We start from the raw sequence: 14,877 nt of genomic DNA, 5'->3' as shown, positions 1-14,877 counted from the left end.
GGCCCCCACCTCCTTCTGAAGCTACCGGCTGGAGGACCGGCCGCAAGTCCGGGGCGCCGCGGACCAGGACCGGCCGGGTTCCTTCCGGGCGAGCGAGCGCACGGCGTCGACGAGCAGCTCGACCGCCCGGTCGACGTCCGACGGGGTCGTCCAGCGGCCGAGCGACAGCCGTACGGCGGCCAGTGCCCGGGCGTCGTCCAGGCCCATCGCGCGCAGCACGGGGGAGGCGGTGCCGGTCCCGCTGTGGCACGCCGAGCCGGTGGAGGCCGCGAGGCGCGGCACGGCGGCCAGGAGTTCGTGGCCCGTGGTGCCGTCGATGCTGACGTTCAGGGTGCCGGGCAGACGGTGGGCGCACCCGTTCACGTGCACCAGCCCGGGAAGCGCCCGGGTGAGCCCTTGGTACAAGCGGTCGCGCAGCGCCTCGACGCGCCGGCCGCCGCCGTCCGCGAGCTCCGCGGCGGCGAGTTCGGCGGCGGCGCCCAGCGCCACGGCGAGGGCGACGCTTTCGGTGCCGGCGCGAAGTCCGGACTCCTGGCCTCCGCCGTACACGAGGGGTTCGAGGCGGACGCCGGCGCGTACCCGAAGGGCGCCGACGCCCTTCGGGGCGTACATCTTGTGGCCCGCCACGGTCAGCAGGTCGACGCCGAGCGCGCGCACGTCCACCGGGACCTTGCCGGCCGCCTGGGCCGCGTCGCAGTGGAAGAGCGCGCCGTGGTCGTGGGCGAGCCGGGCCAGTTCGGCGACCGGTTGCAGCGTGCCGGTCTCGTTGTTGGCGGCCATGACGGAGACCACGGCGGTCCGCTCGTCCAGCGTCGCGGCCAGGTCGGCGGGATCGACCAACCCTTGGCCGTCGACCGGCAGATACGTCACGTCCGCCCCGTGCAGACGGTGCAGCGCGCGGCATGTCTCCAGCACCGCCGGGTGCTCGGTGACCTGCGTGATCACCCGGCGCCTGCCGTCGCCCGCGGCGAGCACGGCGCCCCGCAGCGCGAGGTTGTTCGCCTCGGATCCGGAGCCGGTGAAGACGATTTCCTCCGTGGACGCCCCGACGAGCGCGGCGACCTGTCGGCGGGCCCGGGCCAGCGCCGCCCGCGGTGCCGCGCCGTAGGCGTGTCCACTGGACGGATTGCCGAAGTCGCTCGCCAGCAGGGGCACCATCGCCTCGGCCACCCGGGGGTCGACCGGAGTGGTGGCGTTGTGGTCCAGGTACACCGGACCGCCGTCCTGGCCCGGACTGAGCGGCACGTTCATGGGGGCCTGCGCATTCGTTCGCGGACGGGCTGAAGTCGGGAACCAACGGCGGCGCTCAGGCGTGCCGGGCCGGCCCCTGCACGCATTGTGCCGCATTTGGGGTGAATTGAGCCTCTTCGTGCCTCAGGTCTGATGGGCCGCATCCGTACTTCTGCCGGAGCCCCGCACCGTCTCCACCTGCGGAGATTAGACTCCGCCCATGAGTTCGAACCTGTCCGGTGCCCGGATCGACGCCGCCGCTCATGCCTGGGGAGCCGCTCTTCGCCGTATCGCCGCCGCCGAGCCGCGCATGCGTCAGGAAGCGGCGGAGAACGAGACGTACATGGTCGTCACCGGGAGCCCCGCCGACAGCGTGAACGGTGTCTTCACCTCCGCTCCCAGGCCGGACGCCGGGCAGATCGAGCGTCTCGCGGCCCGGACGGCCGACACCGTGGAATCCTTCCCCGGCCCCGTGTCCTGGTGCGTACAGGTGCGTTCGGACCCGGACGACCGCGTGCGCGAGGTGGCCCGCAGGTACGGCCTGACGAAGCGGGCACGGGAACCTTTCATGCTCAGGGACCTGAGGAGCGCTCCTCCGGTCCCCGGCGACACCGGAGCGATGGAGGTGCGCGTCGTCACGGGGGCGGAGCACGATCTCTACGCCCGTGCCCTCGCCGACGGCTTCGGAGTCCCGAAGGAGGTCTTCGCGCCCCTGTTCACCCCTGCTGTCCTGGATGCCGCCCCGGACATCACCGCGTACGTGGGGGAGGTGAGCGGGCAGGTGGTCAGTACCGCCATGACCATCCTCAGGGACGGGCATGTCGGGATCTTCAACATCTCCACCGCTCCGGAGCACCGCGGGTCCGGCCACGGACGGCGGATCACGGAGGAGGTGGTGGCCCGCGGACGGGACGCGGGAGCCGAAACCGCCTATCTGCGCTCCTCCGACGTGGCTCTCCCGCTCTACCTCTCGCTCGGCTTCGGCGTGGCGGAACACTGGACCTACTTCACCGAGCAGTGACCGTCGCACGACACGGACGCCGCGGGTCGGAACACGGCCGGCGGTCAGACCGGCCGAGCGGTGCGGCGTGTCATCCGATCCCCGCAGTCTGGCGGACGCGTGGTGGGAGGCCTACCAGGTGCGTTCCAGAAGGAGGGCCATGCCCTGGCCGCCCGCGGCGACGACGCTGATCAGGGCGGTGCCGAGGTCGTCGTGGCGGAGGGTGGAAAGGGCGGTGGTGGTCAGTCGGGCTCCGGCCGCTCCGTAGGGCTCGCCCAGGGCGATCGAGCCGCCGTGCGGGTTCGTGCGCTCGGGGTCCAGGCCGAGTTCGGCGCAGTAGGCCAGGATCTGGGCGGCGAAGGGTTCGTTGCCGGCGAAGGTGCCGACGTCCGCCAGGGAGAGGCCGGCCCGGGCCAGTACGGTGCGCGTCGCGGCGACGGGGGCCGGGCCCTCGGTCTCGGGGGTGCCCGCGCTGACGGCGGTGGCCAGGACCCGGGCCAGCCGGGCGTAGCCGTGGGCGTGGGCGTAGGCCTCGGACATCACGACGACCGCCGCGGCCCCGTCGGACAGCGGGGCACTGTTGCCGGCGGTGACCCTGCCGTCGGGACGGAACCGTGGCGGCAGGGCGGCGAGGCTCTGTGCGGTGACCCCTGAGCGCGGGCAGTCGTCGGCGGTGGCGGTGGTGCCGTCCATGGCAGGCGGCCCGGTGGAGTTCGGCGCGGTGCGCGGGCAGGTCCAGGGCGGCGGCCAGGGCCGGGTCGAGCAGTCCCGTCAGGTCGGCACGGTCGAGCACGCTGTCCCAGGGAAAGGATTCCGCGACCGCCGTACGAGGGGTGAACCAGCGGTAGCCGCCGAAGAGTTCGTCGGCACCGTCCCCGGCCAGGGTCACCGGGAAGTCCTCGCGCACCGTGCGGTAGAGCTGGAGCAGCGAGGTGTCGAAGTCCCCGAGTGTCAGCCCGTCGCGCAGGCGGCCGACCCGGGCACGGCCGTCCGGGTCGGCGAGCGCGTCGGCGTCCAGTCGTACCCGGCGGTGCGAGCTGCCGAGGTGACGCGCCATCAACTCGACGTAGGGGCCGTCCGGATCGCGCCCCATGGCGTCCCGGTCGGACGCCTGACTGCCGAGGTCCACCGACAGCGTGTGCAGCGTCCCCGCCGTGCGGCGGCCCAGCGCGGCGATCGCGCTGGAGTCCAGACCGCCGGACAGCAGCACGCTCACCGGGACGTCGGCCGCCAGCTGCCCGGTGACGGCCTCCTTCAGCAACTCCCGTACCCGCGCCACCGTGGCGGGCAGGTCGTCGCCGTGCTCGACCGGGGTCAACGACCAGTAGCGGCGCGCACGCACACCCTCGGGGGTCACGGTGACCACGGTGCCCGGGGCGACCTCGCGCAGCCCGGCGAAGGCGCTGCGCCCGGGTGTGTTGATCATCGGGTGGGCGGACAGCAGCAACTCCCGCAGCCCGTCCAGGTCCAGTCGCGCGGTCACCGCCGGGTGGGTGAGTACCGCTTTGGGTTCCGAGCCGAACACCAGCGCGTCCCCGGTTCGCGCGTAGGAGAGGGGCTTGATCCCGAACCGGTCCCGTACCAGGGTCAGCCGTCGCGGACCCGGCTCCCACGCGACGTAGGCGAACATGCCCTCCAGCCGGGCCGGAGCCTCCTCGCCCCACGCGTCGATCGCGTGCAGGACGACCTCGCTGTCGCTGCGGCTGGTGAACCGGTGCCCGAGAGCGGTCAGTTCCGACCGCAGCCCGGCGTGGTTGTAGACCTCGCCGGTAAAGGCCACCGCCAACACCGTGCGCCCGTCGCGAGTAAGAGTCATGGGCTGACGGCCGCCGACCAGGTCCACGGTGGCCAGCCGCGTGTGTCCCAGGCCCGCCGGACCCTCGGCCCACACGGCGGAGGCGTCCGGTCCCCGGCAGGCCAGGGTCTCCGTCATCTCCTTGAGCGAGGTGACTTCGGTGCCCCGGGGCGGATGGCCCGTGAAACCGACGTATCCGACCAGCCCACACATCGTTGAATCTCCCCCGACCCCAGCGTGGGGCGCGTCGCACGGTCCGGAGCCTGACACCGCGGCGGGTAGTGCGCGCGGGCCGAGGAGCCGGGGCCGGGTCCAGTACGCCGGCCGTCACCGCGGAAACGATCAAGACGTGCCCAGGTCACCCCCGTCGCACAGGGATCCGTCCGAACGGGTGCCCGTCCCCCTCGACCTGGCCCTTCCCGAGGGGAGCGGACCGCATCGTCCTTCCGTGTCCCTCGCAGAAGGGAACCGGCGAGTCGTTGTCATCGAGGCTTTTCCCGGGCGTCCTTGGCCTGTGACCTGGCCGTACCACCACAGGTCTGGGATGTGGAACGCGGCATCCGGAGGACCTCCGACCGCAGGCCGATCCGAACGTCAGGAGACGTATGTCCCACGCAGTCGAGAAAGCACGCCGCGGATTCGGCCGGATGAAGCACCCTGTCTGGAGCGGCGTGGCGTGTGCCACCGCCCTCACGCTCGTCACCCTCGCCCCGCCGGCGGACGCAGGCACGCCGACCACCGATTCCGGACGGCCCGCTTCCTCCGCGCTCCACGGGATCTCCTGGGCGACGCTGAGCGTGGCTCCCGGTGTCCAGGTCCGGACCGGAGTGCTGCGGGACTCCGCCGCCGACCCGGTGTGGTCGGTCACCGTGCAGGCCCCCGCGGTCAACCGCCTCACCGGCGCCGCCACTTGGGCACCACTAGGCGACCGCGCGTGGGCGGACGCGACCGCCGCGCGCCTGCGGAGCGCCGGGTTCGAACCACGGCTTGAACAAGTGACCTGGGACGAATACTCCGACACCCCCCGCGGCACGATGGGCTGGCAGGTCCGGGTCGGGCGGTACGCCACCCAGGCCGAGGCGGGCACCGCCAACACGGCGGTGGTGGCGGCGGGTTTCCGCACCGCGGTCGACTGGACCGGATACGACGGCCGGCAGCGCCCCGACGGTGAGAACATCCACGTCGCCGTGGTGGACCCCGCGCGCTTCGCCGGGACCGTCGGGGCGAGCGACGGCGGCAACGTCGCCGACCGGGAGAACACCTCCACCGTGGCCACACGCCTGGGTTCGCTGATCGGTGTCAACGGTGGGTTCTTCATCACCTCCGACGCGGACGGTGTGCAGGGCACGCTCGCCGGTCTGTCCGCGGTGCACGGCAGACTCGAGTCGATGGCCGTCGGCTCACGCGCCGCGCTGATCCTGGGCGACGGCGGCCGGCGACCGCGTATCGCCGACCTCTCCACCACCGTCACGGTGCGGGACGGATCCGCCGCGTACGGGGTACAGGGCATCAACCGCGTGCCGGGCAAGGTACGCAACTGCGGTCGGCCCGGCGCCGTCCCCACCGTCGAGCCCCGCCATGACACCACCTGCACCATCGCGGACGACCTCGTGGAGTTCACCCCGGAGTTCCGCGCGCAGCTTCCCGCCGGGGCGGGTGTCCAGGTGGTCCTCGACCAGCGCGGTGTCGTCGTCTCCGTGGGCGATCGGGGCGGTGCGGTGCCCGATCGCGGTTCGGTCCTCCAGGGCATCGGCGGGGCCGCGGGATGGCTCACCGGCCACGCCCGGGTCGGCCGGCGCCTTTCGCTCCGCGAGGTGATCCGGGACTCCTCGCATCGGGAGATCAGGCTCGGACCCGACGACAGCATCGTCAGCGCGGCTCCCACTCTGGTCGAGGACGGCCGTGTACACATCGACGCCGCCACCGAGGGGACGCTCGACCCGCGCGACCTCTCGTTCGGCTTCGCCTGGTCCAACGTGCGCCAGCCCCGTACCCTGGCCGGCATCGACCGGCGGGGCCGGCTGCTCCTGGTGACCGTGGACGGACGGCAGCCCGGGGTGAGCGAGGGATTCACCCTGGCGGAGGCCGCCCGTTTCATGCGGTCGCTCGGCGCCGTGCGGGCGCTGAACCTCGACGGCGGCGGCTCCACGGCGATGGCGGTCAACGGCAAGCTGGTGAATGTCACCTCGGACGCGACGGGCGAGCGCGCCGTCGGCGACACGATCCAGGTCCTCCCGAGGCGCCGTACCGACTGACCCCCGACGGTCCGGCGCGGGCGGGGACGGTTCCGGTCCCATCACGCTCGGACCGCACCCGCGAGGGCCCGGGAGCGCGCGAGTGCGTGCTCCCGGGCCCGCAGATGGCCGGAGGTCCCTTCCCGCCCCGCGGAAGGACCTCCGGCCCCGGCGCCCGATGCCGTGACGCGACGGTGAGGGCCTGAGGAACAGGTGCCGGGTCCCCCGTCCGCACCGGCACCTGATCCGACGCCGACGGGCGCACGCACTGCCGCAGTCAGCTCCGGAGCAGCTCGGCGAGGACTTCGGCCTCGCTGATCTCCGGTTGCTTCGTCGCGGTGACCAGCGTCAGGGTCTTCTCCCCGGCAAGGTCACGCAGATGCGCCAACGCCCGCGCACGCTCCGGATCCAGCAACTCCTCGCGATAGCGGCGCCCGAACTCCTCGAATCGGTCCGGATCATGGTGATACCACTGCCGCAGCTCCGTGGAGGGTGCCACCTGCTTGCACCACTCGTCCAGGTGCGCCTTCGCCTTGGCCAGCCCACGCGGCCAGAGGCGGTCCACCAGCACCCGCGCGCCGTCCGCCCGCTCGGGCACCTCGTACGCCCTGCGCACCCGCACCTGTACCTCGTGATCCGCTGTCATGAGCGACCTCGTCACCGGACTCTCGTTCAACGCTCCGGACCGACGCCCCGCGTCACCCCGGCCGGATACTGCTGGGCCAAGCTCACCGACAGGCGCCGGCACACGTGACGGACAGGCGCCGGCGCACATGATCCGGACGCGGGCACCACTACCCAGCGTCCCTCCGCGCGCCCGCCGGCGCCACTTCGGGTCAGCTCACACGCTGCCGTCCGCCCCGCTTCGGAGGTCCGGTTCGATGCCGCGAGGTACCGGCGACCGGACGAGTCCGGCCGGGGCCCCTCGTCCGGCCGCACGACCGGATCGCCTGCCGGCAGCGGAGCTGAGGGTCCGTCAGGCTCGTTTCCAGGGCGGTTGGCAAGGGCTGTTCACTCGAAGGGATTGCTGCCGGGCAACGCCGTTCCGTGCCTGGTGCGATTGCCGTACGTTCTCCGAACTGCCACACGCATAGGGTGGTGTTCGGCGGGCCGGACAGGGGAGAGGGCGGCGACGGGGTGGACACGGACGACAAGTGGGGCGCGCATGCGGCATGCCGAACTACCGATCCGGAGGAGCTGTTTGTCGAAGGCGCTACGCAGAACAGTGCGAAAGCCGTCTGTACCGGCTGCCCGGTGCGGACCGAATGCCTTGCTCACGCCCTCGATCGCAGGATCGAGCACGGTGTGTGGGGCGGCATGACGGAGCGGGAGCGGCGCGCGTTGCTGCGCCGTCGGCCGACGGTGACCTCATGGCGTCGGTTGCTCGAGGCGGCGCGCACGGCGTACGACCGGCAGGCTCGCCCGGGTGACGGCGGACGCTCGACCGCCGCGGGCTGAGCCCTCCGCGGCGCCCCGCTCGACCCGCGCCATCCCGGTGTCGGCTGACCGAGCGCTTGCTTCACCGCGGGGTCCACGCGCCCAGAAATTGAGCCGGAGCGCACCCGGCATCCCGGGAGCTCTCGTCCGGAGCGCCGTGCGCGCTTCTCTCCTCACCGCTCGAAGCGCCCGGCGCGCCATGCGGGGAGACCGGGCCGAGCCGCTCCGGATGCTCCGAGGGCACGAGCTGCAGGGCAACTTTCGGCCTTGATCGACTCCTTGCGGAGCGGCTCGGTCGAGACGCGAGGGCTGCCCTGTGGGCTTTTTGGGAGGAATTCACTCTTTCGTGGTGGGGGATGGCGCCGAGCAGCCCGTGCCGTCGCCGTGACGTGCGCCACTCCTGGGGGCCATGAGGCCTCTGTTCCGGATGGCGGTGACACGTAAAGGTGCAGCTCACCCCGCGTGGCGGAGCGTCGGGGCGATCACGGTGCGCACCCTCTGATGATCAGTGCGTAGTTTTCGCTGCTCTGCGTATGCGTGTTCGGCCGATCGGCCCGGTTGAGTGGTCGTCACCCAGCGGCGGCGCGGTGGCCCGGCGTTCGCCTGTTCCGTCCGGCCCTTGCCACATCTGAAGAGGACGCAAGAAGACTCATGACCGACGATCTCCGCGCGGAGGATGGCGGCAGTCCAGTAGCCGAGGCCGTGTTGCCTCTGCCTCTGGAGTTCGAGGCGCTCTACCTCGCCGCCCAGGATGACTTCCACCATTACGCCTTGCTCTACCTCGGCACCAACGATGCTGCCGAAGAAGCCGTGCACCGTGCGTTCCTGGAGATTCTGCGCCACTGGGACGCTCTGCTCGAGGAGCACAACCTGCTCCAGCAGACCTGGGCGATCGTGCGCCGGGTCGTCATATCGCAGTCGCTGATCGGATTCCGCCGGGAACTGGCGCTGCTGCGGAGCGACATCGGTCTGTGGAAGGCCCTGAGCGCGCTGCCGCCGCGTCAGTTCGACGCGATCGTCATGCGCTACGTATTGGACTGCGACACCAAGAGGATCAGCTGGTACATGGGGGTCACGGCCAGCACCGTCGACTACCACTGCCGCAAGGCCAAGGAACGCCTGCAGGGCGCTGTGCCCGCGCACATCAAGAAGGAAGGGGACCGCAGGTGACGAATGTGGAGGAGCTGTTGGCAAGGGCCGGCAGGACTGTGCGGGAGGACCGTCGCGCCTTCGATGTGGGTGCCGGCCTACGCCGTCTCGCCGAGGATGCCGGCTATGTGCCGGCCGACCGCGGCATGCCGACCGTTTCACGGGCACGCCACCAACTGCGGGTGGTGGCGCGCTGGGTGCTCAACCACCGGCAGGCCGCCAAACACGTGGAGCGTTTGGCCGCGGCCATCGGGGAGGACGGTCCGGAAGAGGGCTGCGCGCCGCTGGCCGACCTCGATGTCGACGGCGCGCAGGTCTTCGCGTGCATGCTCCATCTCGCCGGGCATCCCGAAAGCGCCCAGTTCTGGTGGCAGTTGGCCGCAGGCGCCGACCACGGGGCGGCCGCCTACTGCCTGTACCTGCATCACCTGGGCCGTGGGGAGATCCAGGAGGCCGACTTCTGGATCTATCAGCTGAAGTACTGCTTCAACGGACCCGACGACGATTTCATCGAGGGCATGGGGCAGTTCGCCTTCCACGTCCGTCATCACTACCCCACGCCGCCCTCCTCGCGGCACGGTCTGACGGCCGAGGTGGAGCGCCTCGCCACCCGTGACGACACCGGCGACGTCCTGGTGTGCCGGCCCGACCGCGAGATCGCGGACCGCCTGCAGGACTGCGCTCCTCCGCACTGACTCCACACCACCGGACGGTCGCCATGTTCACCTCTCTTCCACGCCGTGCCCGCGCCGGCGGGAGCTGTAGCCGCCGACGCCGTGCTCGGCTGCGCACCGGCGGGTGGCGCTCGCCCCGGTGCGCGGGACACAGCGGAGCCGAGGCCCCGGAAACGGACCTCGGCTCGTGGGATCGAACTGCTGTTATGTGATCAAAGAGTGCACGCGGTGGGGCTGGTCCCGGCGTCGGCGGACGCCGGCACAACAGGGGTGGGCAACGATGTCATATGCCTGTCGGGCTTCTCACGCGGTGTGATCCTGCAAGGCGGTGGCGACCTGTGCCTGAGCACGAGCCAGGTACGCCGTGCGCGCCTCCTGGAACTCGGCGCTGGCCACGCGTTCCCGGATGTAGCTGTCCATTCCCTCACGAATGATCGCGTTGGCGGTCACGGACTGGATGGCTGCCACCGCATGGATCCGCTCCAACAACTGGCTCGGGAAGCGGACAGAAACGACGACCTGCCGGTCTTTTTCCTCGGTCTTCTTGCGCTCGTTGGGCACGGAGTTCCCTTCGGTCGGGGCCGAGGCAGCCCCGGGTCCACATCAGGGTCGGGGCTTGCCTCCCGCTTTGAGGTGCGCGCGCTGCGCGCGACTGTCTGAGCACCCTAGGCTACGCGACTTCGTGAAGTGCGCGTCGGAGTTCGTCCAAACCCGGCTACGCATACAGGTTTTGTGGAGGCATACACAAGATCTCCACTGTGGCCTAGGACACTTCAAGTCGTCTGACGCGCCATGAGCTTCCTGTAGTGCAACATGAGATGCTCCATATGAGTGTCATGACGCTCATCCAGTAGTCTCGGAGCGGACCGAAGCAGGCCACGACCGCTCACTCGCAACCAGCAAGTGATGAAGAGGAGTTGAATCCCTTGATGAGCAAGCCTTTCCCCGGCGACGGCGTGGAGGTGCCCTACCGGGCAGACGGCATAGCAGGCCTCAGCGCTTCCACGATCTTCGGAACGCTTCGAACCATCCGCCAGGAACTCGAACAGGGCCAGGACGCCGACCAGAAGCTCCCTCAGGACGACGAACTGCGCCACGTCCGTGCCCTGGAGAGCCTTGACGATCCATGCCCTCCTTGGAGCGGCCGAGCAGGGCAGACCCGTTTCTGGGACACCTTCGAGGCATCCCTCATGCCGCGCATCGTGGGTGCCGTCCACACCGCTCTCGAGCAGGTGAGCAACACCGCCGGCGTCCCGATCACCGTCATCGGCGCCAAGGGCAGCCTGGAGGAACGCACCGAAGAGTTCCGGGAACACATCCTCAGCGGCAGGCCCGTGGTGTCGATCTCCGCCACAGGCTGTCTGCGCCGGCTGTTCGTCACCGGCGACGCCAACGCCGCCTCCCTGTCCGTGCTGGTGTGGCTCCCCGACCACCCCTTGCACGCGGCCGCGGTGACCGCGGAATCGGCCCTGATGTCCGACTGCACCAACGCCCACCGGCTCCTGCCGTCCGGAACCTGGATCCAGATGCTCGGCGAGCCCCTGGTCCCCGACCCCGAACCCGGCTACATCGTCCTGCCCCGATCCGTCACAGGGCTCGAGAACCGGCTGCGCCGCGAATACCAGAACCTGATCGTTGTCGACGACACGAGTTCGGCGATCATCCAGGCCGTCCTGAGCCGGGCAGTGCCCGCCGCCGTCCACTTCTCCGAAGGCGTCCTCAACAGCGCCATCGTGCTGGTCTCCGCCGGGCACGGCATGGCCGTCCGCCTCTACAGCAACGGCGGCAACGTCACCGAGCCCTGGGGCGCCAGCAAGATCCTCTACAAGGCCGCCACCGGCAGCACCCCCTTCGTCGAAGGCCTCGTCATCGCCCGCGACGAAATCACCGCCCGCCGCCTCGGTCGCATCGTCGAAGACGAATCGGACCGCCTCCGGCAACCGGACTTCACCGAAGGCCTCTACGACCTCGACGACGAGGACCTGTAACCCCGAACGTCCGATCACGCATACATGGCCCCCTTCACGGCCGACCCCCTCGGCCCCGCGTCCAAGGACCTACCCGTGAGCGAGCACCTGACCCTCATCGAGCCCCACAGCGGCGACACCGGAACCGGCCCGGCCTGGAGCCTCATCCCGCCCCGCGCGGTCCGCCAACTGCTCTACAAGAGGCTCAAGAACGTGCGGCGGCCGGCCGGGACTCTCGCCCTTCCCGCCATCACCACCACGAGCACCCTCTACTTCACCCATGTGATGCCCCACGGCGACGCCCCCGTAGCGCTCGGGCTCACCGGTCTCGTCGTCCTGTACGACTCGGTCGTCACCGTGTGCCGCACGTGGCACAAAACGAGGGCGACCACCTCGACGGAGCAGAAGCTGACTCCGACATCCGCGCGCGCCATCTGACGCACGCCCCTTCACCGCGTCCCGCCACGGTGCCCCGCCCGCAGAGTCGGGGCACCCCTGACCGAGTGCTCCGGGGCGACGGATCGCCCACCACCGCGTCGGTCACGGTGCACCGAACCGAGGGACCCGCTCCAGCCGCGGTGGTGGGCGGTCACCCGCACGATGATCTTCTGACTCCTGTCGGTCCTGTCGGTCCTGTCGGCCCCGTCGGCCGTGTCAGCCGTGTCAGCGTTGCCCCTCAGCCGGACCGTGGCTGTCCTTCAGGCGCCGGCGCCGCCGTCCACCGGCACGATCGCGCCGGTCACCATCGAGGCCCGGTCGCTGAGCAGCCACGCGGCCACCTCGGCGACCTCGCGCGGCTCGGCCATCCGGCCGAGCGGGATGCTCGCGTTGATGCGCTCGACCACGCCCGGGGACGCCGCCTCCCACTTGTCGATCATCTCTGTCGCGGTGCCGCCGGGGGTGATGCCGTTCACGCGGATCCCCTGCCGCCCCCAGGTCACGGCGGCGGTCTCGGTGATGCTGTTCAGCGCGCGCTTCATCGCGCCGTAGGCGGGGAGTTCCGGGTTCGCGCGGCGGCTGCCGATGCTCGAGGTGTTGACGATCGCTCCGCCACCGCCCCGGCGCATGAGCGCGGCCTCGACCGTCATCGCGGTCCAGTGCGCACGGAAGTTCACCGCGAACTGCTCCTCGATGTCCTCGTCGCTCGTCGTGTCGAGCGGGCCGGGCTGTTGAATCGCCGCGCCGTTGTTGAACGCGCCGTCGAGCCGTCCGTGCAGCTCCTCGACGCGGTCGACCGCCGCGCGGACGCTCGCACGGTCGGCGAGGTCCACCGTCACGGCATCCGCGACGCCACCGTCGGCGTGGATCCCGGTGACGATCCGCTCGAGGGCGTCGGTGCTGCGGGCGGCGAGGACGACGGCGGCGCCCTCGCGCGTGAAGAGGCGGGCGGCGGCGGCCCCGATGCCGCGGCTGGCGCCCGTGATGAACACAACCTTGCCGGTGAGCAGGCCGATGGGTGCGATGTCGATGTCGTTCGTCATGGTCCGAGTGTCCGGCCGGCCTCCGGACGGATACAGGCACAGGCGGTACCAGGATCCGCCGCCGCGCGGCGTGCAGACTTGGGGTATGGACAAACAGGAGCTCGGGGCGTTTCTCCGTAGCCGTCGCGAGCGGCTCCGGCCGGAGGACGTGGGCCTCCCCTCCGGCTCGCGACGCCGGACACCGGGTCTTCGCCGCGAGGAGGTCGCGGTTCTCGCGCACATCTCCACGGAGTACTACGTCCGGCTGGAGCAGGGCAGGGCGCCGCGGCCGTCGGGCGAGGTCCTCGCCGGGATCGGAGGTGCGCTGCGGCTCACGGACACGGAGTCCGATCACCTCCACGTCCTCGCGGGCACCGCGCCGAGCCGTAGCGGACTGCACCGGCGCGACGTCCGCCCGAGCATCCTCGCGCTCCTCGAGCGGCTGCCGCAGACGGCCGCTTTCGTGACGTCCGCCGCGTTCGAGGTGCTCGCGTGGAACGACCTCGCGGCCGCGCTCATGGAGAACTTCGCCGAGGTGGCCCCGGAGGACCGCAATCTCGCGCGCCGGGCATTCCTCGGGTCGGCCCGTTCCGGATCGACGCTGTACGGGGTCTCCGACGCGGCGGAGTTCCGGCATCACGTCGTCATGCGGCTCCGGCTCACCCTCGCCCGGTACCCGTCCGACCCGGCGGTGACGACACTCGTCGACGAACTACGCGACGGCAGCCCCGAGTTCGCCCGGCTCTGGGAGCGGCACGACGTGCAGGCCGCGCCGATGCTCACGAAGACCTTCCGTCACCCGGTCGTCGGGGAGCTCACCGTCGACTGCGACTCGCTCGCGCTCACGGACCACGACCAGTACCTCGTGCTCTACACCGCGCCGCCCGGATCCCGTGGCGCCGAGGCGCTGGCTCTTCTGAACGTACTGGGAGCCGCGGGCGTCGACGCGAGCAGGTCGTTCTGACGGAGCCGCACACGCCGGATCGGGGGTGTGCTCCCTCCATGGAGCGGGAGGTGCCGGCTGCGCGATGCCCGGCATAGCGTTCACTGTCAATCCATTGCAATGACCCTCGTCTGGAGCGTTGCATTCTCCGCAAGACCATTGCAACGAACTTCGCGCATCTACCTGCTGCTACGCGGATTTCACGCAACAAGACTGTTGTCGGATTCGTAAATGCAACGTAGCGTTTCTGTCATCGGAAAACGCGAGCCGAAAGGGCGCGCGATGCAGGAGAAGGAGAGCACGATGCAGAAGTTCGACACCCCCGCCCCCGTCTCGGCCGTCCTCGACATCCCCGCGGGACGCATCCGGTTCATCGCCGCCGACCGCGCCGACACCACCGTCGAGGTCCTGCCCGCGAACGCTTCCAAGAACCGCGACGTGAAGGCCGCGGAACAGGTCCAGGTCGCTTTCGGTGACGGCGTCCTGCGCATCGAGGCGGCACCGGCGAAGAGCCTGCTCCTCGGCAGCAGTTCAGGATCCGTCGAGGTCACCGTCCAGCTTCCCGTGGGCTCCCGCGTCGAGGCGAAGGCGGCCGCCGCCGAGTTCCGGGGCGTGGGACGCCTGGGCGACGTGGCCTTCGAGGGCGCCCAGGGCACGGTCAAGCTCGACGAGACCGCGGGCGCCCGCCTCACACTCATGGCCGGCGACATCTCCGTCGGCCGCCTCGGCGGTCCCGCGGAGATCAGCACCCAGAAGGGCGACCTGAACATCGCCGAAGCCACCCGCGGCACCGTCACCCTGCGCACCGAGTCCGGCGACATCACGGTCGGCGCCGCCCGTGGCGTCTCCGCGTCCCTGGACGCCGGCACCGGCTACGGCCGGATCGACAACGCGCTCCAGAACACCGACGGCACCCCCGGTCTGACCATCCGGGCGACCACCGCCCAGGGCGACATCACCGCCCGCAGCATCTGACCCACGACGACAT

Annotated in this window: 14 protein-coding genes and 1 pseudogene; 9 read left to right on the top strand and 6 right to left on the bottom strand. The window is 70.9% G+C overall.

The genetic code is table 11. The annotated features are described in order from the left end of the window. Positions 1-21: 21 nt before the first annotated feature. Positions 22-1,251 (bottom strand): cysteine desulfurase family protein, encoded by a 1,230-nt coding sequence (locus OHB41_RS02370; RefSeq protein ID WP_266696265.1) that lies wholly within the window; start codon positions 1,249-1,251, stop codon positions 22-24. A gap of 199 nt (positions 1,252-1,450) precedes the next feature. Here OHB41_RS02370 and OHB41_RS02365 point away from each other — a divergent pair, with 199 nt between their 5' ends. Then, positions 1,451-2,251 (top strand): GNAT family N-acetyltransferase, encoded by an 801-nt coding sequence (locus OHB41_RS02365; protein WP_266696264.1) that lies wholly within the window; start codon positions 1,451-1,453, stop codon positions 2,249-2,251. Between the two features lie 111 nt (positions 2,252-2,362). Here the strand turns inward: OHB41_RS02365 and OHB41_RS02360 are convergent, their stop codons facing one another. Both OHB41_RS02360 and asnB read right to left on the bottom strand, forming a co-directional pair. Then, the gene (locus OHB41_RS02360) at positions 2,363-2,923 is read right to left on the bottom strand and encodes a thiolase family protein (RefSeq protein WP_266696263.1); all 561 of its coding nucleotides are present in this window, start codon (positions 2,921-2,923) and stop codon (positions 2,363-2,365) included. Between the two features lie 52 nt (positions 2,924-2,975). Beyond that, a pseudogene (gene asnB, locus OHB41_RS52240) lies at positions 2,976-4,238 on the bottom strand (asparagine synthase (glutamine-hydrolyzing)); the annotation flags it as partial. Between the two features lie 392 nt (positions 4,239-4,630). Between asnB and OHB41_RS02350 the strand changes: the two are divergent. Continuing rightward, a complete protein-coding gene (locus tag OHB41_RS02350; RefSeq protein ID WP_266696261.1) occupies positions 4,631-6,280 on the top strand; it encodes a phosphodiester glycosidase family protein in 1,650 nt (549 codons plus the stop codon). A gap of 256 nt (positions 6,281-6,536) precedes the next feature. Here OHB41_RS02350 and OHB41_RS02345 read toward each other — a convergent pair whose 3' ends face one another. Beyond that, the gene (locus tag OHB41_RS02345; protein ID WP_266696260.1) at positions 6,537-6,905 is read right to left on the bottom strand and encodes a DUF488 domain-containing protein; all 369 of its coding nucleotides are present in this window, start codon (positions 6,903-6,905) and stop codon (positions 6,537-6,539) included. A 491-nt stretch (positions 6,906-7,396) separates the two neighbouring features. Between OHB41_RS02345 and OHB41_RS02340 the strand changes: the two genes are divergently transcribed. The 3 genes from OHB41_RS02340 to OHB41_RS02330 all read left to right on the top strand — a co-directional run bounded on the left by OHB41_RS02340 (position 7,397) and on the right by OHB41_RS02330 (position 9,540). Next, positions 7,397-7,717: a WhiB family transcriptional regulator gene (locus OHB41_RS02340; protein WP_323138346.1), complete on the top strand. Its 321-nt coding sequence runs from the start codon at positions 7,397-7,399 to the stop codon at positions 7,715-7,717. Between the two features lie 630 nt (positions 7,718-8,347). Next, positions 8,348-8,866, top strand: coding sequence for an RNA polymerase sigma factor (locus OHB41_RS02335; RefSeq protein WP_266696259.1), 519 nt, complete (start codon positions 8,348-8,350; stop codon positions 8,864-8,866). Further along, complete coding sequence (locus OHB41_RS02330; RefSeq protein ID WP_323138345.1) at positions 8,863-9,540, top strand: hypothetical protein; 678 nt, start codon at positions 8,863-8,865, stop codon at positions 9,538-9,540. Before OHB41_RS02335 ends, OHB41_RS02330 begins: the two co-directional genes overlap by 4 nt. 282 nt (positions 9,541-9,822) lie before the next feature. Here OHB41_RS02330 and OHB41_RS02325 read toward each other — a convergent pair whose 3' ends face one another. Continuing rightward, entirely contained in the window at positions 9,823-10,080 is a 258-nt protein-coding gene (locus OHB41_RS02325) for a hypothetical protein (RefSeq protein WP_266696258.1), read from the bottom strand. Between the two features lie 368 nt (positions 10,081-10,448). Between OHB41_RS02325 and OHB41_RS02320 the strand changes: the two genes are divergently transcribed. Continuing rightward, entirely contained in the window at positions 10,449-11,507 is a 1,059-nt protein-coding gene (locus tag OHB41_RS02320; RefSeq protein WP_266696257.1) for a hypothetical protein, read from the top strand. 75 nt (positions 11,508-11,582) lie between these two features. Further along, complete coding sequence (locus OHB41_RS02315) at positions 11,583-11,924, top strand: hypothetical protein (RefSeq protein WP_266696256.1); 342 nt, start codon at positions 11,583-11,585, stop codon at positions 11,922-11,924. A gap of 260 nt (positions 11,925-12,184) precedes the next feature. Here the strand turns inward: OHB41_RS02315 and OHB41_RS02310 are convergent, their stop codons facing one another. Continuing rightward, complete coding sequence (locus tag OHB41_RS02310) at positions 12,185-12,967, bottom strand: SDR family NAD(P)-dependent oxidoreductase (RefSeq protein ID WP_266696255.1); 783 nt, start codon at positions 12,965-12,967, stop codon at positions 12,185-12,187. 85 nt (positions 12,968-13,052) lie between these two features. On the opposite strand from OHB41_RS02310, the gene OHB41_RS02305 reads away from it, so the two are divergent. Beyond that, positions 13,053-13,910, top strand: a complete 858-nt coding sequence (locus OHB41_RS02305) for a helix-turn-helix transcriptional regulator (protein ID WP_266696254.1) — start codon at positions 13,053-13,055, stop codon at positions 13,908-13,910. Between the two features lie 282 nt (positions 13,911-14,192). After that, the gene (locus OHB41_RS02300; protein WP_266696253.1) at positions 14,193-14,864 is read left to right on the top strand and encodes a DUF4097 family beta strand repeat-containing protein; all 672 of its coding nucleotides are present in this window, start codon (positions 14,193-14,195) and stop codon (positions 14,862-14,864) included. The last annotated feature ends 13 nt before the right edge of the window (positions 14,865-14,877 follow it).

Source organism: Streptomyces sp. NBC_01571, assembly GCF_026339875.1.
Classification (GTDB): Bacteria; Actinomycetota; Actinomycetes; order Streptomycetales; family Streptomycetaceae; genus Streptomyces.
The sequence above is the reverse complement of the archived record's forward strand: the minus strand, read 5'-3'. Positions and strand labels throughout refer to the sequence as shown.